Raw genomic sequence first — 18,512 nt, 5'->3', positions numbered from 1 at the left:
AACAGTGCGTGGCCCACTACGGATCTACTGCGCCGGCCAATGCGTTCCTAGCATGCGGCCACATCCGAACTTTCCACGTTCCAGGAGACCTGTCATGAAGATCCTCGTCATCGGTGGCACCGGCCGCATCGGCAGCAAGGTGGTCGACCGCCTGCATGCGGCTGGCCACGAGGTCGTCGTCGCTGCACCCTCCACCGGTATCGATGTGCTGAGCGGCGAGGGCCTGGCCGCTGCGATGGCGGGTACCGAGGTGGTGGTCGACCTGGCCAACTCGCCCTCGTTCGAAGATGCGGCGGTGCTGTCGTTCTTCGTGACTGCCGGCCACAACATCCTGGCGGCCGCGGCGCAGGCAGGCGTACGCCATCATGTCGCGCTGTCGGTGGTGGGTACCGACAAGTTGGCGGCCAGCGGCTATTTCCGCGGCAAGATCGCCCAGGAGCGCTTGATCCGCGATTCGGGCCTGGCGTACACGATCATCCACTCGACGCAGTTCTTCGAGTTCCTGCCGGGCATCCTCCAGGCAGCCGGTGACGGCCAGACCCTGCAGCTGCCGACCGCCGCAGTGCAGCCGATCGCCGCCGAGGATGTGGCCGATGCGGTTGCGCGCATCGCGCAGCAGGCACCAGCCAATGGCGTGGTGGAGATCGCCGGCCCGGAACGCGAATCGATGGCGGTGCTGGCGCAGCGCTTCCTGCAGGCAACCGGTGACGCGCGTGAAGTGGTTGGCGATGCCCAGGCGCGCTACTTCGGTGCGCAGCTGCAGCAGGACACGCTGGTGCCGGTGGGCCAGGCATGGCTCGGCTCGATCGGCTTCGAGCGCTGGTTGCAGCAGTCCGGGCTGGCACAGGGCCAGCCGGCCTGATCGGCGGTGGACGCTGACAGCAGGAACCTGCGATGACCGGGCTGAAACCGCCTCCGCACAGTGTGCTCGACAAGTACCACGGTGATGAGGTGCGCCCGCTGTACACCGGGCGGGTGCGGGTCAGGGGGGGCGTGGCACAGCACGGCCGCGCGTCGGGCGTGGTGCGGTCCGATGATGGTGCGCTGTCAGTGGACCTGCGGTTGCCCGCTGAGCTGGGTGGACCCGGTGGCGGTACCAATCCCGAGCAGTTGCTGGCGGCGGGCTACGCCGGCTGCTTCCACGGTGCGATGGTGCTGGTGGCTGCGCGTGCGGGAATGGAACTGGTCGACCCGAGCATCGACGTAGCGGTGACGTTCGCGCGAGATCCCGTGGACGGCCTGTACCTGCTGTCGGCCGAGATCGTGGTGTGCCTGCCTGGCATGGACCCGATACGTGCAGCCGAACTGGTGCGCAACACCGAACGGGTCTGTCCGTACGCGAAGATGTTCCATCGGGGCATCAGCCACGTGGTGCGGGTAGCGGTGGACTAGACATGCGGTGCGGATGACCGTGCAGGTCACTGCCAGGATTCAGAGGCGGTGAAGACGCCGCGTCGCCCGCGTGAGTGGGTGGGGCGCCGTTGGGCAGCATGATCACCGCATCAATCGATGCTCACCCGCGAACCACACCCGGTCGGCCAGTCTGGGCTCGCAGGCAGCGGATTCCACTGTTGCCCCTTTTCCCCCAGAGGAGACTACACATGAGCACCCAGTCCACCATCGAGCATCGCCTCAACGACCTGATCGAGATCGCACGTGATGGCAAGTCCTTCTACGAGGAAGCCGCAACCAAGGTGAAGGATGCCGAGCTGTCGGCATTGTTCATCCGCATCGCCGGCGTGAAGGGCCGCATCGTGTCCTCGCTGAGCAGCTCGGTGGCCGCTACCGGCGGCAAGCCGGCCGAGCACGGCACCATGGTCGGTTCCATGCAGCAGTTCTACGGCAAGGTGCGCGCGGCCTTCGGCGACACCAATTACGGTTACGTGGCCGAACTTGAAGAGTCCGAGGATCGCCTGCTGGGCGCGTTCAAGGACGTGCTGAAGGACAACGACCTGCCGCCGGCGGTGCGCCAGGAAGTGACCCAGTGGCTGCCGGAAGTGCAGGAATGCCACTCGGTGATGCGCGCCCGCAAGCATGCGATGAAGGCTGCCTGATCGCATCCGGCGATCATCCCCCACGTCGCCGCGACCAGGGCAGCCCAGTGCTGCCCTGGTCGTTTCTGCATCTGCCATCTGCCATCTGCGATCAGGCGCGTGGCCTGAGCAGGGCAATGGCCAGGCTGGCGCCAGCGTCGCTGCTGCGGCCGCGGCCTTGCTACACTGGGCACAATTCGATCTTCCACCGGATCATCAGATGAACAACGGGAACGGTCCGCAGACAGTCCGCTGAGCCGCAACAACGGTACGCACGTTGTTGCGGTGATCTTGTCCTGCGATCTCCACGCACTGGGTTGATCACCGCCGGATTCCCTCCTGAGCGGATGTTTCCCCATGTCTGATCGAAAAGCCCTTCGCTGGGCCCATTCCCTGCCGGGCGCCATCGCATTGATGGCGCCCTTCGACCTCCTGGCCTCGCTGGCCATGGATATCTACCTGCCGGTCGTATCGGCCATGCCGCAGGCACTCGACACGTCGCCCGCCCTCATCCAGTTGACGCTGAGCCTGTACATGCTCGTGCTTGGGCTGGGCCAGTTGATCTTCGGCCCGCTGTCGGACCGGATCGGGCGACGGCCGGTGCTGCTGATGGGCGCGCTGTTGTTCACGCTGGCGTCTTTCGCGCTGGCCGCGTGTAGTGGTGGTGCGGCATTCCTTGCATGGCGCGGCGTGCAGGCGGTTGGGGCGTCGGCCGCACTGGTGGCCACGTTCGCCACGGTGCGCGACGTGTATGCCGATACGGCCGAAGGCGCCGCGCTCTATGGCCTGTTCGCCTCGATGCTGGCGTTCGTGCCGGCGCTCGGTCCGATCCTCGGCGCATTGATTGCCTACGCGCTGGGCTGGCGGGCCATTTTCATCGCGCTGGGTGTGCTGGGGCTGCTGGCGGGTGTACACGCATGCCGCGGCTGGCAGGAAACACGGCCACCGCAGCATGTCCACGCATCGCCAGCCTTCGCGCGCATCCTCGGCAATGCGGGTTTCTGGGTGCATGCATTGGGATTCAGTGCGGCGATGGGCACGTTCTTCGTCTTCTTTTCGATCGCGCCACGGGTGCTGATGGGGAGGGCCGGCTATTCGCCGATGGGCTTCAGCCTGGCCTTCGCGACGGTGGCGCTGGTGATGATGGTCACCTCGCGCTTCGCCGCTCGATTCATCGGGCGATGGGGCATTGGTGGCAGTTTCCTGCGGGGGCTGATGGTGATGGTCGGCGGCACGCTGGTCATGGCGATGACGGCGATGCTGCCGCCGTCATTTGCCAGTGTCGTGTTGCCGATGTGGCTGGTGGCCATCGGCATCGTGATGGTGGCTGCGGTGGCGGCCAACGGTGCGCTGCGCGATTTTGCCGATGCCTCCGGCACGGCAGTGGCGCTGTACTACGCCGTGCAGAGCGTGATCGTGGCAACGCTTGGCACGCTCGCGACGCTGCTGCTGCCGGGCGATACGGTCTGGCCGCTGGTGGCCTTTGGGCTGCTGCTGCCGTCGTTGAGCCTGGGTGGCCTGGTGATGCTGAGGCGGTGAACTGTGCAATCAGCATCAGAAAGACAAACGGCTGGCGTGATACGGTCGCGCGTCGGGCAATTGAACAGTGGCTGCCCGGATCGGTTCCGTCTCCATGCTGTCCTTCCGTTCGGTTACCCAGGTCGCTCCATGACACCAACCTCCCGCAAGTCCTTCCGCAAGCCCCAGATCGCCATCCTGGGGAGTGCCGATCCTGGCTCACCGGCGTTCGACCTCGCTGCACAGGCGGGCAGGTTCCTCGCCGAAAATGGAATCACCCTGGTCAGTGGCTGTGGCAGCCCAGCCACGCGGGTGGCAGCCGAGCATGCAGTCGCAGCCGGCGGCACGGTGCTGAGCGTGATCCCGGAAGGCAACATGCCCGCAGCAGACTGGCCGGCAACGGTGGTGGTGCCCTGCGGCATGGGCGATGCCCGCAACCTGATCATGGCTTTGGCCGGCGATGCCTGCATCGTCATCGGCGGGCGCGCGGGCACGATTTCCGAAGTATGCCTGGCCTGGCTGCACAAGCGGCCTTTGCTGCCGCTGGTGGGGGCAGGCGGCTGGTCGGATGGCCTTCCGGGCAACCCTCCCGATGAGCGCGGGAACTCGCCGATACTGCCGTGGCACGACATTGCGGAGCTGCGCGCGCAGCTGCGTGATCTGCAATTGCTGGCAGGCTGACCCTGCTATCTTCCACCTGGAGTGCTGTGTGGCCGTCAAACGCGTCGTCGCCAACATTGCCACTACCGATCCTGCGCAGGCGGCCGCGTTCTACGCCGACATCCTGGGCATGGACATCGTGATGGACCATGGCTGGATCGTCACCTATGGCGGGCAGGCCGCTGCGCTGGCACAGCTCAGCGTTGCCAGCGAAGGCGGGTCCGGGGCGCCGGTGCCGGATCTTTCAATTGAGGTCGACGATCTGGATGAGGTGCTTGAACGCCTGCGGCAAGCCGACATTTCCCTTGAATATGGCCCGGCCGAAGAGCCCTGGGGGGTGCGTCGCTTCTTCGTGCGTGACCCGTTCGGGCGCCTGTTGAACATCCTCGCCCACCGCTGACCGGCAGAATGCGGCTCAGCCGCCCTGCGACGGTGACGGTGGTCGCTCAACTCTGTTGGCTGCCGTCAGGTTGGCCGGGCATATCCTGTTGCTGTTGCTGTTGCTGTTGCTGTTGCTGTTGCTGTTGCTGGCGGCTGCTGGCGTGCCGCGCATGGCCGCCTTCACGGCCGATCGCGGCCATGTGCTGGCGGTCCTGGCTGATCGCCTCACCGCCCTTCCGGCCCGCCACCCGGGCCTCGGCCGGGCTGAACTGGTGCGCATTACCGGATGCGTGGGCAGCACGTCCCCCTTTGGCCGCGATCGCGCGCTGTTTGTCTTCGTCCATCGAGGCAAAGCCCCGATTGCTGTTGCCATTGCGTGAGCTGATCATTACCGGTCTCCGGGTGTGAACACGGGGTGTTGCCATCAGTGACGGTCCGTTGTTGCACAGAGCAGGCTAAAGACAGGTCGAAGTGGGCTGCACGAGGCTCACATGGCCTACGCACGCGTTTGACGACCGGTTACCGTGCTCGACGCGCCGGGATCTGCAACCGGTCATCGCAGTCACCAGTGGCGCCCCGGCAAGGGAGACTTCGAGCCGTCGGCCGTATGTGGATGGCATGCAGAATGTCATCGTCTGCTATCGCCGATGCCATCGTGCATGCCTAGAATCAAGCCATCCCGGTAGGTCCCGGGCGCTGTCGAGTGAATGGATTCAATGAAGATTCTGTTGACCGGAAGTTCCGGGCGGATAGGACGGGCGATCTTCGGTGCGCTGGCCGCTGCCAATGAGGTGGTGGGGCTGGATCGCAGTCCGTTCGCCACCACGCGGGTCATTGCCGATGTCACCGATCGCCGGGCGCTGGAACGCGCCGTGCAGGGGGTCGACGCGGTGATCCACACCGCGGCCCTGCACGCCCCGCACGTGGGCCTGGTACCTGACGCGGTGTTCCAGCAGATCAACGTGGAGGCCACCGCGAACCTGCTGCAGCTGGCGCGCGAGGCCGGCGTGCAGCGCTTCGTGCTGACCAGTACCACGGCGCTGTATGGTCACGCCGTGGTGTCCGGCGGCTGCCGTTGGATCGACGAGGACACCGAGCCGCTGCCGCGCACGATCTATCACCGCACCAAGCTGCAGGCCGAAGCGTTGGCCGAAGCGGCGGCCAGCGCAACGTTCACCGTGCGCGTGCTGCGGATGGCACGTTGCTTCCCCGAGCCGCCTGACCGCATGGCGATGTTCCGCCTGCACCGTGGTATCGACGCGCGCGATGTTGCCAGCGCGCATGCCGCGCTGCTGCACGATGAAGGCGCGGCCTTCCAGCGTTACCTCGCCTGTGCACCGACGCCCTTCCGGCGCGAGGACTGCCTGCAGCTGGCCGCCGATCCGCGCCAGGTGCTGGCGCGCCGCGCACCGCAGCTGCTGGCCGAGTTCGAGCGCCGTGGCTGGCCACTGCCGCTCAGCATCGATCGGGTCTATGACAGCAGCCGGATGCGTGCAGCGCTGGGCTGGCAGCCCCGTTTTGGTCCGGAGGACGTGCTGCAGCAGTACGCCGCGGGCAGCATCGAGGTCCTGCCCCGTGCGGACTGGATCCGCGACCGCGTCGCCGAATAGCACAGGCGAGCAGCGCGGGCCTGCGTCGACGGCCGCAGCTGAGCGGGTTCAGGTTTTGTGCGTGCGGCGAGCCTCAACCTCGCCCGGCCATGGCCGCTAACCCGGTGCGCGCCTTCCCGCGCCGGGTTCCGATCCGGCCGGCAGGCGGCCCGCGCGACGGACCGCGCATCTGCGCGGTGCCCTGGTGGCACCGGTCGACCTGAACTGCCTGCGGATCCTCCCATGTCTTCTTCCCGTTCCGTCGCTGCCCGCCGCCCCGGCAGCATCGCCCACAAGCTGATGCTGGGCACTGCGGTGATCGCGTTGCTGTGCTTCGGCGCGACCGCGTTCCTGATCTATCACCAGGCCAGTTCGGCGCTGGTGTCGTCCTCGCGGCAGACCATGGCCAGTGAAGCCCGTGCCGAGGCGCGGCAGGTGGCTGCCGACCTGGGCACGGCCTTTGCCAGCAACGATGCGATGGTGGAAACCGTGCTGGCCCAGCGTGCCCGCGGTGATGCCCCTGATCGCGCCAGCCTGGCCAATGTCATCGGCGAGCAGTTGCACGCGCACCCGGAATGGCTGGGCAAGAGCACCATGTGGGAGGCCAATGCCTTCGACGGCAAGGACGCCGAGTTCGTCAACAGCGAGGCGCACGACGCCACCGGCCGCTACATGAGCTACTGGGCCTGGCAGGACGGCAAGCCGCAGCAGTCGACGATGACCGACTACACCGAGACGCCCAGCGGCTCGGGCAACTGGTACATGGTGCCCAGCCGCGACAAGCTGCCGCTGGTCAGCGAACCGTATGCCTACGACATCGGCGGCAAGCAGGTGCTGATGAGCACGCTGAGCACGCCGATCGTCGAGAACGGCACCTTCCTCGGTGTCTTCACCGTCGACTTCTCGCTGGAGGCGCTGCAGAAGCACCTGGCCACGCTGACGCCGATGGGTGCCGGCCGCGTCGAACTGCTGTCGCCGAAGGGCGTGGTGCTGGCCTCGGCCGATGCTGCCGAGATCGGCAAACCGCGTACCGATGCCGCCACCCTCGGCATGCTGGCGCAGATCGCCGCCGACAAAACCTACGAAGCGTTCGAGCCCGACGCCGCCGGCAACGTCCGCCTGTACGTGCCGCTGCAGGTGGGTGACGCGCCGCAGCGTTTCGCGCTGGGCGTGGTGGTGCCGCATGCGGTGATCATCGCGCAGGCCCGCGAGCTGCTGTGGATCATCCTGCTGGTAGGCGTGGTGGCTGCGCTGGTGCTCAGTGGCGGTGTCTACCTGTTGCTGCAGCGCCTGGCGGTGCGGCCGCTGGCGCAGGCGGTGCGCATCGCCGGCGACGTGGCTGCGGGCAAGCTGGACACCGCCATGCCGGCGCTGGGCAACGATGAAGTGGGCCGCCTGCTGGGTGCGATGCAGGGCATGCGAGGCCAGCTGCAGGCGGTGATGGCCGCACAGGCGGAGATGGCGCGCCGCCATGATGCCGGTGAGATCAGCTACCGCATGGACGCGTCGGTGTTCCCGGGCGAGTACGGTCGCATGGTGGCCGACAGCAACCAGCTGGTAGCCGACAGCAATGCGGTCACCCAACGCCTGGTCGAGGTGATGCAGCGCTACGCGGTGGGTGACCTGAGCGTGGACATGCAGGCACTGCCGGGCGAAAAGGCAGTATTCACCGCTGCCATGGCAACCACCAAGGCGAACCTGGCGGCCATCAACGAGCAGATCCAGCAGCTGGCCGCTGCTGCGGCGGCAGGCGATTTCGCGGTGCGTGGCGATGCGCAGCGCTTCGAGCATGACTTCCGCCGCATGGTGGAAACCCTCAACACCATGATGCAGGTCAGCGACCAGAACCTGGCTGCGCTGTCGACGCTGCTGCGTGCCATCGCCGCCGGTGACCTGAGTACACGGATGGAAGGGGACTTCCACGGCGTGTTCGCGGTGATGCGCGACGATGCCAACAGCACCGTGCAGCAGTTGACCCGGATCGTCGGCCAGATCCAGCAGTCCGCTGCCAGCATCCGCCTGGCTGCAGGCGAGATCGCATCGGGCAACAGCGACCTGTCACGCCGTACCGAGCAGCAGGCGGCCAACCTGGAAGAGACCGCAGCGTCGATGGAGGAACTGACCTCCACCGTGCGCCAGAACGCCGATCATGCCCTGCAGGCCAACAAGCTGGCGGCCTCGGCCGCAGGCGTTGCCAGCGAAGGCGGGCAGGTGGTCAGCCAGGTGGTGCAGACCATGGAGCAGATCGAGACCTCTTCGCAGCGCATCGCCGAGATCATCTCGGTGATCGATGGCATCGCGTTCCAGACCAACATCCTGGCCTTGAACGCGGCGGTGGAAGCGGCGCGCGCCGGTGAACAGGGCCGTGGCTTTGCGGTGGTCGCCAGCGAAGTGCGCGCGCTGGCACAGCGCTCGGCGGGCGCGGCCAAGGAGATCAAGGAGCTGATCGACGCCTCGGTCGCCCATGTTGGCGCCGGCGCGCAGCTGGTGCACGGTGCGGGCCGCACGATGCAGGAGATCGTCGGCCAGGTCGGCCGGGTCAACGAGATCATGGCCGAGATTTCGGCCGCCTCGCGCGAGCAGTCGGCCGGTATCGAGCAGGTCAACCAGACCGTGGTGCAGATGGACGAGACCACCCAGCAGAATGCGGCGCTGGTGGAAGAAGCCACCGCTGCGGCGCGGGCGATGGAAGAACAGGCCGAGCAGCTGGCGGTGGCGGTGTCACGCTTCCGCCTGCAGGCCGACACCCGACCGGCTGCCGCGTTGCGCGCCGCCTGAGCCGGGGCATGAACGACGACGCCCGGCCAAGGCCGGGCGTCGATGTGCCACTGCGTATGTGGTGCGCTGGGCTTAGAACATGCCTTCGAAGGGGTTCCAGCTGGTGTTGCCCTTCACCTGTTCCAGGTAGTAGCTGTAGTTGGTGCTCGAGGCGACCAGGAAGTTCATTGCGATGAACAGTGCGCGGGCCACGATGTCCGGCAGCACCAGGCTGACCGCGATCAGCACGACGTTGATGCCGATCACCACCAGCGCCTTGCGCCACATGCCCAGGATGAACAGATAGATCGCGCCGAAGAAGAAGGCGAAGAAGTTCAGGTTGATCTTCAGGCGGTCGCCGAAGGACAGCGCCTTCCAGGCCTGCTTGAAGCCGGGCTCCTTGGGGGCGCCGTGCTGCTGGAAGAAGTTGAAGCGGAACTGCCACTTCGGGCTGAAGCGGGTCAGGTCGACGGTGTTCATGTGAGTAGGGACGTCCCTGTTAGGAAAACGTTTTCATGATAAGTCAGTCACATTCAGCAAACCAGCTTGGACCGTCAAAAATGTGACGTTCCTACGGCAGAGGGCTTGCGTCCTGGTGCCGCACCGTCACCCACCCGCCTTGTTTTTAGGATAGGGTGCGCAGTTCCGCTGCTACCCCGGCTGTTTGCGGGTAGCGGCGGTATGTCCATGGAGGTTGCATGACCACACCTGCTACACCGGAAAACGCACCCGGACCGGTGCTCCTGCCGACACCCGAAGTGGTGCAGGCACAACAACTGCTCGCCCGCCAGCAACTGGCGGTGGCGATGGATCGTGCACGCATCGCGGCCAGCCGCGACGATGCGCCGGCGGTGCTGGAAAACGACTGAGCCCGGGAAACCAGCCTTGATCGCGCTGGCCTGTTGCCAGCGCGATCGCAGTGCGCATCAGAAGCGCGCGGTCATGCTGAGGAAGTAGCTGCGGCCGGCGACGAAGTAGTCGGTAGCGCCGTCGGCGTACAGCTTCTTGTCGGCCAGGTTGCTCACGCCGCCACGCAGGGTCATCACCTCATTGACGTTCCATGCAGCGGTCAGGTCATACAGCGTGTAGGCCTTCAGGAAGGTATTGACCACGCCGGTCTGCTTGCCGGTGTACTGCGCTGACAGGCTGCTGGAGAACGTGGTATCCGGGGTCCAGTCCAGCGACGAATAGCCTGAGAACTCCGGGGTGTCGATCAGGTTGCGGCCGGTGGTCAGGTTCCTGGCTTCCTTCATCCAGGTCGCCGACGTGCGCCAGCGCCAGTGATCGCCGAAGCGGAAGTTGAGGTTGCCTTCCATGCCGCTGGTGCGCGCGCGCTGCACGTTGCTCATGCGCGTCCACCAGTAGCCGTTGAAGAAGCCCAGCGCTTCATACTCGATCTTGTTCCTGAAGTCGGTATGGAAGTAGGTCAGGCCGGCGTCGAGCAGATCGTTGTCGAAGCTGACGCCGATCTCGCGGTTGGTGCTGGTTTCCGGGTCAAGGTCCGGATTACCTGCCATGTAGCAGCCGCCACGTACGTAGCCCAGCGGGATCAGCGAGGTGCAGCCGCGGCCACCGGACTGGGTCGCCGCGCTGGGCGAATTCTCGGTCAGGCTCGGCGCGCGAAAGCCCTTGGACACGCCGCCACGGATCGTCCACTGCTCGCTCGGGTGCCAGACCAGGTAGGCACGCGGACTGACATGGCTGCCGAACTGTTCATGGTGGTCCAGGCGCGCGCCCAGGGTCAGGGCCAGGGTACGGTGCAGCTTCAGTTCGTCTTCGACGAACAGCGCCCAGGTATCCACTTCCAGTGCAGAGCCGACCACCGGGTTGCCGGCATAGTCCACCGGCGCCCGGCCGATGGTGTCGGTGTTGATCAACTCCTGCCGCTTCCATTGGCCGCCCACCGCGAACTGGTGGCCAACGCCCAGGGTGAAGGGCGTGCTCAGGCTGCCTTCGATGATCGTATCGGTTGCCTCGGAGCGGCCGGTCGGGCCGATGTCGTTCTTGTATTCGGTCCAGTACGCGCTGAGCTTGGAAGTACCGAAATCCCACTTGCCGTCGTGGTTCAGCGCCAGCGAACTGCGCTTGAGCTCACTGGCACCCCAGGCGCCTTCGTCCTGCTTTTCCAGCGCCTGGGCGATGAAGGCCTGCTGCACGCCGTGGCCAGCTTCCAGCGACACTTCCTGTGCCTCGCTCAGCTTCCACTGCAGCAGCGCGTCGACATTGCGGTCCTTCTCACCGGCGTAGGCGTTGCCGTACACGCCGCCGTTGGAGCGGTCCGAGTCGCGGCGCATGCTGTTGGCACCGATGCGCAGGCCGAAGCGCTCGCCCAGCGGGCCGGAGAAGGTCGCGCCGATCTGCTGGGTATCGCCACGGTCGCCATCCTGCGGCCGGGTGTAGCTGTGGGTGGCGCTGCCGTTCCAGCTGTCACCGATGCGCTTGGTGATGATGTTGATCACCCCGCCCATCGCGTCCGAGCCATACAGCGAGGACATCGGGCCACGCACCACTTCGATGCGTTCGATCTGGTCGGGGGAAATCCAGTTCAGGTCCTGGCGGCCCAGGTCGGGGCGATAATTGGTCGAGGCCGAGCTGCCCATGCGCTTGCCGTCCACCAGTACCAGCGTGTAGTTGGACGGCATGCCGCGCAGCTTGATCTTGGACTGCTCGCCAACGGCGCTGAGCCCACCGGTCACGCCCGGAATACGGCTGAGCAGGGTGGCCAGGTCGTGCACCGGCTGGCGTTCGATGTCTTCGCGGCTGATCACACTGATGCTGGCCGGGGCATCCTTGATCCACTGCTGGTTGCCCGAGGCGGTGACCACCACGGTATCCAGGTCCTTGGTCGAGGCGTCGGCGCTGGCTTCAGCAGTGGCCAGGGCAGGCAGGGCCAGCAGGCAGGCGGCGGCCAGGGCGCTGGCCAGGCGGGTGCGCGACAGGCGCGCGGAACGGAAAGGGGACATGATGGCTTCCAAGGGAGAGGAGAGACCCGGTGGAAGCAGCAGGCGCACGCAGACAGCAGGCAGCCAACCCCCTCCCTGGGTCGTCGGGCGCTCGGAGGGTCCGGCGCAGCTGGGTGGGTCCGGTGCGCGGAGCGCGGCGACCTGCCTGGTTAGCGTAATGATAACCGTTCTCGTTTGTTACGATCCAGTACTTTCCGGGATGGATCGACACCCGCGGACGCATGGCGTCGTTCGCCTGCTGATTGCTGAATGGGGAGATTTTCCGGCGTAGACCTTCGCACCCGGCTTACATCCGGGGCCATAGACTGGGCCGCATTTTTCGATTCCGCCCCGTTGGAGATCGTGTGGGTTCCGGTAGTGACAGACATCGACTGCGCGGCATGACGTCGTGGCAGACAGGACAAGTGCGGGCGCCGGGAACGCGTACCAGGAACCTTGGTGCACGCAGCCCGGCCGGGACGGCTGGTCCTGCGGCCTGCAGGGAGTAGGCGGCCATGGGGAGTGAAACCATCGACGCGGAGCCGGTCACGGCCGGTCCCGACGCGGGCTGGGCCCTGCTGCCGGCCGAATCGCCGCTGGTGATGCCCGAACAGACGCTGCGCCAAGGCAAGCTGAAGGTCCGCCGCCATCGCACCTCGCCGCGCATGATCGGCCTGCGCCGCCTGTACATCCTCGGCGGCACCGCGGCAATGACCGCCGTGGCCACCCGGATGATGTGGCGGGTGCTGTCCGGCAACGGCATCAGCGTGCTGGAGGCCTGCCTGCTGGTGCTGTTCGTCGGCCTGTTCGCCTGGATCGCGCTGTCCTTTGCCAGTGCCGTGGCCGGCTTCCTGACGGCCGTGTTCGACCGGGGCTACCGTCTGGGCATCGATCCGGACAAGCCGCTGCCGACCGTGCACAGCCGCACCGCGCTGCTGATGCCCACCTACAACGAAGACCCGCGCCGGCTGCTGGCCGGCCTGCGTGCGATCTACGAATCGGTGGCGGCCACCGGCCAGCTGCAGCGGTTTGATTTCTTCGTGCTCAGCGATACCCGTCGCGAGGACATCGCGCGGGCCGAAGAGCAGGTGTTCGCCGAGCTGCGCGAGCTGGTGCCCGATGGGCGTGCGCGACTGTTCTATCGCCGCCGTGGCGACAACAGCGCGCGCAAGGCCGGCAACATCGCCGACTGGGTACGCCGCTTCGGCGGTGCCTACCCGCAGATGCTGATCCTGGATGCCGACAGCCTGATGACCGGTGACAGCATCGTGCGCCTGGTCGCCGGCATGGAGCACAACGCCGACGTCGGCCTGATCCAGACCCTGCCATCAGTCATCGGCGGCCGCACCCTGTTCTCGCGCATGCAGCAGTTCGGCGGGCGCGTGTACGGGCCGGTGATCGCCCGTGGCGTGGCCTGGTGGCACGGTGCGGAAAGCAATTACTGGGGGCACAACGCGATCATCCGCACCCGTGCCTTTGCCGACCACGCTGGCCTGCCGGAGCTGCCGGGGCGCAAGCCGTTCGGTGGCCACGTGCTCAGCCATGATTTCGTGGAAGCGGCGCTGATGCGCCGTGGTGGCTGGGCCGCGCACATGGTGCCCTACCTGGGCGGCAGCTACGAGGAAGGCCCGCCGACGCTGACCGACCTGCTGGTGCGCGACCGCCGCTGGTGCCAGGGCAACCTGCAGCACGGCAAGGTGGTGGGCAGCCGTGGCCTGCACTGGATCAGCCGCGTGCACATGCTGATCGGCATCGGCCATTACTTCACCGCACCGATGTGGGCGATGCTGATGCTGATCGGCATCGCCATCCCGCTGTTCCAGGAAGGCATCGATTTCAACGCCCTGCTGCACCTGTCGCCCAGCGTGTACTGGCGTGCGCAGGATGAGGAACAGGTGGTGCGCCTGTTCGCCGCCACCATGGCGGTGCTGCTGATGCCCAAGGTGCTGGGTTACTTTGCGATGCTGCTCGATCCGGTTGAACGCCGTGGCTGTGGTGGCGCGATCCGGGCGTTCCTGTCGATGCTGGTGGAAACCGTGCTGGCCGCGCTGATGGCGCCGGTGGTGATGTACGTGCAGTCGCGCGGGGTGGCCGAAGTGCTGTCCGGCCGCGACTCGGGCTGGGATGCACAGCAGCGCGATGACGGTGGCATCTCGTGGATTTCGCTGGTGCGCGGCTACGGCGGCCTGGGCGTGTTTGGCGCCTTCATGGGCGTGCTGGCGTGGGCGGTGTCGCCGTCGCTGGCGGCCTGGATGGCGCCAGTGGTGATCGGCATGGTGCTGGCGGTGCCGGTGGTGGCACTGACCTCGCTGCGCGGGCCGGGTGCCTTCCTGCATCGCCTGGGCCTGCTCGACATTCCCGAAGAGAACATTCCGCCGCCGGTGCTGGTGCGCGCCGCACAGCTGCGCCGGGAAGCGGCCGAGCAACCGCCGCTGTACTGATCGCACCGTGCCAGCGGCATAATGCGGCTCGAACGTACAGGAGCCGCAACATGCTGCAAACGGTGGAACAGGAAACCGGCGCCTCGCCGCAGTGGTCGGTGATCTGGCTGCACGGCCTTGGTGCGGACGGCCATGATTTCGCGCCGATCGTGCCCGAACTGGTGCGTCCGCACTGGCCGGCGCTGCGCTTCGTGTTCCCGCACGCACCGGTGCGGCCGATCACGATCAACAACGGCGTGCCGATGCGTGGCTGGTACGACATCGTCGGCATGGACTTCCGCTCGCGCGCCGACATGGCCGGCGTGCAGGAGTCGGTGGTGCAGTTGGATGCGCTGATCGCCCGTGAGATCGAACGCGGTGTCGCCGCTGATCACATCTTTCTGGCCGGCTTCTCGCAGGGCGGGGCGGTGATCCTCAGCGCCGCGCTGGCACGCACTGCTCCCTTGGCCGGCCTGATCGCACTGTCGACCTACCTGCCGGAGGCCGAAAGCGCGTCGCGCGTTGATGGTGCGGTGGATGTGCCGGTGTTCATGGCCCACGGCAGCAGCGATCCGGTGATCCCGCAGGCGGTGGCCGCGCACAGCGCCGAGACGTTGCGCACGCTCGGGCTCGACGTGCAGTGGCACAGCTACCCGATGGCCCACCAGGTCTGCGCCGAGGAAATCGACGCGTTGGGCGACTGGCTGCAGGCACGCCTGGGCGCCGCCTGACCCATGGCCGCGAGCGCTGCCACCCCGTGGATGCCGGAGCTGTGCCGCTTGCCGCGGTTGGCAGCGATGCTCGGCCTGGCCGAACTGGTGGTGGTGGTGCTGGCGCTGGCGCCCGATGGCAGCCGCCACTGGACGATGGGGGAACTGGCCTCGGCCAGCGGTTTCGCGCTGTGGCTGGCGCTGGCGGTCACCGCCAGCCTGTGCCTGCTGCGGCAGGCGCTGTCGAAGCTGCCGGAACTGCTGGGCGCCGTCGCCGCCGTCGGCCTGGCCGCGCTGATCGCCATCCTGTGCGCGGGCATCATCCATGCCCTGTATGGCGTGCTGGGCGACAGCTTCGCACGCGGCATCGGCTTCTGGCGCTTCACCCTGGGCAGCGCGGCCACCACGGCGCTGATCACCGCGTTGGCGCTGCGCTACTTCTATGTCAGCGACCGCTGGGCGGCGCAGGTACAGGCCAATGCCCGCGCGCAGGCCGACGCCCTGCAGGCGCGCATCCGCCCGCACTTCCTGTTCAACAGCATGAACCTGATCGCCAGCCTGCTGCATCGCGACCCAGCGGTGGCCGAGCGGGCGGTGCTCGATCTGTCCGATCTGTTCCGTGCCGCGCTGGGCGCAGGCGAGGGCGATTCGACCCTGCGCGATGAGTGCGAACTGGCCGAACGCTATCTGTCGATTGAGTCACTGCGCCTGGGCGACCGCCTGCGGGTGCATTGGCAGCGCGATGAACCCCTGCCCTGGGACCTGCCGATGCCGCGGTTGGTGCTGCAGCCGCTGGTGGAAAACGCGGTGTTGCACGGCGTCTCGCGCCTGCCCGAAGGCGGCACCATCGAGCTGCATCTGGCCTGTGTGGGCAGCGAGCTGCAGATCCGCGTACGCAATCCTGCACCGGATCCGCAGGTGCCCGGGCTGGCCCTGGCCCAGGGGGCAGGCCACGCCCAGCACAGCATCGGCCATCGCCTGAGCTGGCGCTTCGGCCGCGCCGCGCGGATGACGGCTGGCTGGAGCGAGGGCTACTATGCCTGCCAGGTGACAGTGCCGATCCAGTGAGGGGACGATCGTGAGGGTAGTCATCGCCGATGACGAACCGCTGGCGCGCGAGCGCCTGCGCAGCCTGTTGGCCGCGCAGGAAGGGGTGGACGTAGTGGCCGAGGCCGGCAACGGCGAGCAGGCCCTGCACGCGTGCGCCGAACTGCAGCCGGACCTGGTGCTGCTGGATATCGCCATGCCCGGCCTGGACGGGCTGGAAGCGGCCCGCCATCTGGCCAGTTTCGAGCCGAGGCCGGCGGTGGTGTTCTGCACCGCCTACGATGCGCACGCGCTGTCGGCCTTCGAGGCAGCGGCCATCGATTACCTGATGAAGCCGGTGCGCGCCGAGCGGCTGGCAGCGGCGATCGCACGCGCCCGCACCTTCCTGGCCGGCCGTGACGGGCAGCCCCAGCACACCGGCGGCCAGGCCCGCAGCATGCTGTGTGCCCGCCTGCGCGGCAGCCTGCGATTGATTCCGCTGGACGATATCCACTATCTGCAGGCCGAAGAAAAGTACGTGGTGGTGCATCATGCGCGTGGCGAGGACCTGATCGAGGAATCGTTGAAGTCGCTGGAGGAGGAGTTCGCCAGCCGCTTCGTGCGCATCCATCGCAACTGCCTGGTGGCGCGCCACGAGCTGGTGGAGCTGCGGCGTGGCAGCGGAGGGCAGGTGCAGGCGGTGCTGCGGCATGGCAAGCAGCCGCTGGAAGTGAGCCGGCGCTGCGTGGCGACGCTGAAGCAGGAATTGCGGCATCTGTAGGTTTTCCGCGCGGCCTGCGGCCGCGACTGCTTCGACATCAACAGCAACAGCAACAGCAACAGCAACAGCGGGTCATGGCTCGGTGTTGCTACGTGCTGGGTTGGGCCGGGGTGGGGTGGCGGGACACGCCGTAAACCCATCCCTGGGGGCTCGATGGCGCCATCCTTGGCGCCAACTGATCTGGCTCCCTGAAAACGGACGCCATGAAGCCGTTTCAGGCGGCAGCCCTGAGCTGCCGGGCGTAGGCATTGGGCGATTGATAGCCCAGTGCCGAGTGTAGCCGGGCGGGATTGTAGAAGCCGTGGATGTAGGTGGCGATGGACTGGCTGGCCTGCTCCCGGCTTGAGTAAGGATCAGCGGCCTCTTCGGCCTTGAGCGTGGCAAAAAAGCTCTCGGCTACTGCGTTGTCCCAGCAATTGCCAGGCCGGCTCATGCTTTGGACCACCCCGTGGGATTGCAGGAGCCGGCGAAACTCATTGCCCCAGTATTGCCCGCCCCGATCCGAATGGAAGATCAGGCCAGGCCGTTGTGGATGCAGGGCCCAAGCGTTGGCAAAGGCTTTCACCACCAGGTCCTCGGTCATCCGGTCGGAAGTGCTGTAGCCCAGCACCTGGCGGGTCTGGACGCTGATGACCACCGCCAGATGCAGCCAGCCCTGACGGGTGGCGACATAGGTGATGTCTCCGACCCACGCCGTCGGCCCGGCACCAGGAGCGAATTTTCGATCCAGCAGATTCGGGGCGAGGGTCGAACTTCCGGCCGAAGCGTTGCGCCGCCAGCGCCCCTTGGTCTTACCCTGGATGCGCTCCTCGGCCATCAGCCGCGCCACGCGCTTATGGCCGATGTGATGATTCCGGTCGCGCAGGGCCCTGACCAGCCGATGTCGTCCATAGCTGCGCTTGCTGGCCGCATGGATAGCCCGAAGCTCGGCACGGAGTGCTGCATCGGGGTCGGTGGCTGCGCCGGACTGTCGGCGCAGATAGTCATGGAATCCAGAGACGGATACTCCGAGAACACGGCACAGTAACCGGGTCGGGTAGCGAGTCCTATGGCTGGCGACGAAGGCGTACCTCACTTGGACTCTTTGGCAAAGAACGCCGCCGCTTTTTTTAGGATTTCCCGCTCCATCCTCAGGTTGGCGTTCTCGGCCCGCAGGCGGCTGATCTCGCTTTCCAGGTCGGTGGCCGGTCTACGGGCCTCCGAGGTCAGCGACCGGCCGGCCCGAACAGCGTCGACCCAATTGGCCAGCGTTTTGACCGACATCTCCAGTTGTCGCGCCGCTGCGGCTGGGCCGAGTGACTCGGCCAGCGCCACAGCCTGGTGCTTGAACTCATCGGTGTAGCTACGGCGGGTGATACGGGACATAAAAGGACCTCCAAGTGCGATCAAAGTATCGCTTCTTGGCGTCCGCTCATGGGGAGCCAGATCAAACGGTCCCGCCACCCCACCCCGGCCCAACCCTCTCGTTGTCCACTGCGTCGGACGGCAAAGGCATTGTTGTTATCGGGTGGGAAAGAGGGGTCAGATCCCTTTTCCTGCGGAAAAGGGATCTGACCCCGGAAGCCGTCGGCTGTTGTTTCTGCTTCTGCTCTTTCTTTTTTCTTTTGATCTTCCGTGGCTGACGCACACGGAAACTGTCAGAGGCCGGGCGGGGTGGGCTGCGCAGGGGCGTGAGCCGCATGGATGCGGCGACCG

Annotated in this window: 18 protein-coding genes; 13 read left to right on the top strand and 5 right to left on the bottom strand. The window is 66.6% G+C overall.

Translation table 11 applies throughout. The annotated features are described in order from the left end of the window. Window positions 1-94 precede the first annotated feature (94 nt). From LMF57_RS17590 to LMF57_RS17565, 6 genes are all read left to right on the top strand, one after another. Window positions 95-862: an SDR family oxidoreductase gene (locus LMF57_RS17590; protein ID WP_117311467.1), complete on the top strand. Its 768-nt coding sequence runs from the start codon at window positions 95-97 to the stop codon at window positions 860-862. A 32-nt stretch (window positions 863-894) separates the two neighbouring features. After that, window positions 895-1,392: an Ohr family peroxiredoxin gene (locus tag LMF57_RS17585; protein ID WP_117311466.1), complete on the top strand. Its 498-nt coding sequence runs from the start codon at window positions 895-897 to the stop codon at window positions 1,390-1,392. A 209-nt stretch (window positions 1,393-1,601) separates the two neighbouring features. After that, window positions 1,602-2,054, top strand: coding sequence for a PA2169 family four-helix-bundle protein (locus LMF57_RS17580; RefSeq protein ID WP_117311465.1), 453 nt, complete (start codon window positions 1,602-1,604; stop codon window positions 2,052-2,054). A 336-nt stretch (window positions 2,055-2,390) separates the two neighbouring features. Then, window positions 2,391-3,572 carry a CmlA/FloR family chloramphenicol efflux MFS transporter gene (gene cml, locus LMF57_RS17575; RefSeq protein WP_117311464.1) on the top strand — a complete coding sequence of 394 codons (1,182 nt, stop codon included), beginning with the start codon at window positions 2,391-2,393 and terminating at the stop codon, window positions 3,570-3,572. A 36-nt stretch (window positions 3,573-3,608) separates the two neighbouring features. Further along, window positions 3,609-4,232 carry a Rossmann fold nucleotide-binding protein gene (locus tag LMF57_RS17570; protein ID WP_229290302.1) on the top strand — a complete coding sequence of 208 codons (624 nt, stop codon included), beginning with the start codon at window positions 3,609-3,611 and terminating at the stop codon, window positions 4,230-4,232. 28 nt (window positions 4,233-4,260) lie between these two features. Beyond that, window positions 4,261-4,611 carry a VOC family protein gene (locus LMF57_RS17565; protein ID WP_117311462.1) on the top strand — a complete coding sequence of 117 codons (351 nt, stop codon included), beginning with the start codon at window positions 4,261-4,263 and terminating at the stop codon, window positions 4,609-4,611. Between the two features lie 46 nt (window positions 4,612-4,657). On the opposite strand, the gene LMF57_RS17560 is transcribed toward LMF57_RS17565, so the two are convergent. Then, window positions 4,658-4,981, bottom strand: coding sequence for a KGG domain-containing protein (locus LMF57_RS17560; RefSeq protein ID WP_229290301.1), 324 nt, complete (start codon window positions 4,979-4,981; stop codon window positions 4,658-4,660). A gap of 327 nt (window positions 4,982-5,308) precedes the next feature. Between LMF57_RS17560 and LMF57_RS17555 the strand changes: the two genes are divergently transcribed. Both LMF57_RS17555 and LMF57_RS20185 read left to right on the top strand, forming a co-directional pair. After that, entirely contained in the window at window positions 5,309-6,202 is an 894-nt protein-coding gene (locus tag LMF57_RS17555) for an NAD(P)-dependent oxidoreductase (RefSeq protein ID WP_117311460.1), read from the top strand. Window positions 6,203-6,424: 222 nt separating this feature from the next. Further along, on the top strand, window positions 6,425-8,959 hold the full coding sequence (locus tag LMF57_RS20185) for a methyl-accepting chemotaxis protein (RefSeq protein WP_324255948.1): 2,535 nt from the start codon (window positions 6,425-6,427) through the stop codon (window positions 8,957-8,959). Window positions 8,960-9,031: 72 nt separating this feature from the next. Here LMF57_RS20185 and LMF57_RS17540 read toward each other — a convergent pair whose 3' ends face one another. Continuing rightward, a complete protein-coding gene (locus tag LMF57_RS17540; protein ID WP_117311458.1) occupies window positions 9,032-9,418 on the bottom strand; it encodes a DUF2628 domain-containing protein in 387 nt (128 codons plus the stop codon). A gap of 218 nt (window positions 9,419-9,636) precedes the next feature. On the opposite strand from LMF57_RS17540, the gene LMF57_RS17535 reads away from it, so the two are divergent. Beyond that, window positions 9,637-9,807: a hypothetical protein gene (locus LMF57_RS17535; protein ID WP_229290300.1), complete on the top strand. Its 171-nt coding sequence runs from the start codon at window positions 9,637-9,639 to the stop codon at window positions 9,805-9,807. A 57-nt stretch (window positions 9,808-9,864) separates the two neighbouring features. Here the strand turns inward: LMF57_RS17535 and LMF57_RS17530 are convergent, their stop codons facing one another. Beyond that, window positions 9,865-11,901 carry a TonB-dependent receptor gene (locus LMF57_RS17530; protein ID WP_229290299.1) on the bottom strand — a complete coding sequence of 679 codons (2,037 nt, stop codon included), beginning with the start codon at window positions 11,899-11,901 and terminating at the stop codon, window positions 9,865-9,867. A 494-nt stretch (window positions 11,902-12,395) separates the two neighbouring features. On the opposite strand from LMF57_RS17530, the gene mdoH reads away from it, so the two are divergent. Genes mdoH through LMF57_RS17510 form a run of 4 tightly spaced genes read left to right on the top strand, consistent with a single transcriptional unit; the run spans window position 12,396 to window position 16,817 of the window. Continuing rightward, window positions 12,396-14,321: a glucans biosynthesis glucosyltransferase MdoH gene (gene mdoH / locus LMF57_RS17525; RefSeq protein ID WP_229290298.1), complete on the top strand. Its 1,926-nt coding sequence runs from the start codon at window positions 12,396-12,398 to the stop codon at window positions 14,319-14,321. Window positions 14,322-14,371: 50 nt separating this feature from the next. Beyond that, complete coding sequence (locus tag LMF57_RS17520) at window positions 14,372-15,031, top strand: alpha/beta hydrolase (protein WP_229290297.1); 660 nt, start codon at window positions 14,372-14,374, stop codon at window positions 15,029-15,031. 3 nt (window positions 15,032-15,034) lie between these two features. After that, window positions 15,035-16,078, top strand: coding sequence for a sensor histidine kinase (locus LMF57_RS17515; RefSeq protein WP_229290296.1), 1,044 nt, complete (start codon window positions 15,035-15,037; stop codon window positions 16,076-16,078). 10 nt (window positions 16,079-16,088) lie between these two features. Then, window positions 16,089-16,817 carry a LytTR family DNA-binding domain-containing protein gene (locus tag LMF57_RS17510; RefSeq protein ID WP_025879008.1) on the top strand — a complete coding sequence of 243 codons (729 nt, stop codon included), beginning with the start codon at window positions 16,089-16,091 and terminating at the stop codon, window positions 16,815-16,817. Window positions 16,818-17,031: 214 nt separating this feature from the next. Here LMF57_RS17510 and LMF57_RS17505 read toward each other — a convergent pair whose 3' ends face one another. Both LMF57_RS17505 and LMF57_RS17500 read right to left on the bottom strand, forming a co-directional pair. Then, a complete protein-coding gene (locus LMF57_RS17505; RefSeq protein WP_229290295.1) occupies window positions 17,032-17,892 on the bottom strand; it encodes an IS3 family transposase in 861 nt (286 codons plus the stop codon). After that, window positions 17,889-18,182 carry a transposase gene (locus tag LMF57_RS17500; protein ID WP_093818797.1) on the bottom strand — a complete coding sequence of 98 codons (294 nt, stop codon included), beginning with the start codon at window positions 18,180-18,182 and terminating at the stop codon, window positions 17,889-17,891. Before LMF57_RS17500 ends, LMF57_RS17505 begins: the two co-directional genes overlap by 4 nt. Window positions 18,183-18,512: the final 330 nt, after the last annotated feature.

Source organism: Stenotrophomonas sp. SI-NJAU-1 (assembly GCF_020883215.1).
Lineage (GTDB): Bacteria > Pseudomonadota > Gammaproteobacteria > Xanthomonadales > Xanthomonadaceae > Stenotrophomonas > Stenotrophomonas indicatrix.
This window is presented reverse-complemented; position numbering and strand designations above follow the sequence as displayed.

What these genes read in the sequence shown, in the direction of transcription:
- LMF57_RS17540 (WP_117311458.1), bottom strand. Translation starts at nt 9,418, where the DNA reads ATGAACACCGTCGACCTGACCCGCTTCAGCCCGAAGTGGCAGTTCCGC.
- LMF57_RS17580 (WP_117311465.1), top strand. Translation starts at nt 1,602, where the DNA reads ATGAGCACCCAGTCCACCATCGAGCATCGCCTCAACGACCTGATCGAG.
- LMF57_RS17520 (WP_229290297.1), top strand. Translation starts at nt 14,372, where the DNA reads ATGCTGCAAACGGTGGAACAGGAAACCGGCGCCTCGCCGCAGTGGTCG.
- LMF57_RS17500 (WP_093818797.1), bottom strand. Translation starts at nt 18,182, where the DNA reads ATGTCCCGTATCACCCGCCGTAGCTACACCGATGAGTTCAAGCACCAG.
- LMF57_RS17515 (WP_229290296.1), top strand. Translation starts at nt 15,035, where the DNA reads ATGGCCGCGAGCGCTGCCACCCCGTGGATGCCGGAGCTGTGCCGCTTG.
- LMF57_RS17530 (WP_229290299.1), bottom strand. Translation starts at nt 11,901, where the DNA reads ATGTCCCCTTTCCGTTCCGCGCGCCTGTCGCGCACCCGCCTGGCCAGC.
- mdoH (WP_229290298.1), top strand. Translation starts at nt 12,396, where the DNA reads ATGGGGAGTGAAACCATCGACGCGGAGCCGGTCACGGCCGGTCCCGAC.
- LMF57_RS17585 (WP_117311466.1), top strand. Translation starts at nt 895, where the DNA reads ATGACCGGGCTGAAACCGCCTCCGCACAGTGTGCTCGACAAGTACCAC.
- LMF57_RS17560 (WP_229290301.1), bottom strand. Translation starts at nt 4,981, where the DNA reads ATGATCAGCTCACGCAATGGCAACAGCAATCGGGGCTTTGCCTCGATG.
- cml (WP_117311464.1), top strand. Translation starts at nt 2,391, where the DNA reads ATGTCTGATCGAAAAGCCCTTCGCTGGGCCCATTCCCTGCCGGGCGCC.
- LMF57_RS20185 (WP_324255948.1), top strand. Translation starts at nt 6,425, where the DNA reads ATGTCTTCTTCCCGTTCCGTCGCTGCCCGCCGCCCCGGCAGCATCGCC.
- LMF57_RS17590 (WP_117311467.1), top strand. Translation starts at nt 95, where the DNA reads ATGAAGATCCTCGTCATCGGTGGCACCGGCCGCATCGGCAGCAAGGTG.
- LMF57_RS17535 (WP_229290300.1), top strand. Translation starts at nt 9,637, where the DNA reads ATGACCACACCTGCTACACCGGAAAACGCACCCGGACCGGTGCTCCTG.
- LMF57_RS17555 (WP_117311460.1), top strand. Translation starts at nt 5,309, where the DNA reads ATGAAGATTCTGTTGACCGGAAGTTCCGGGCGGATAGGACGGGCGATC.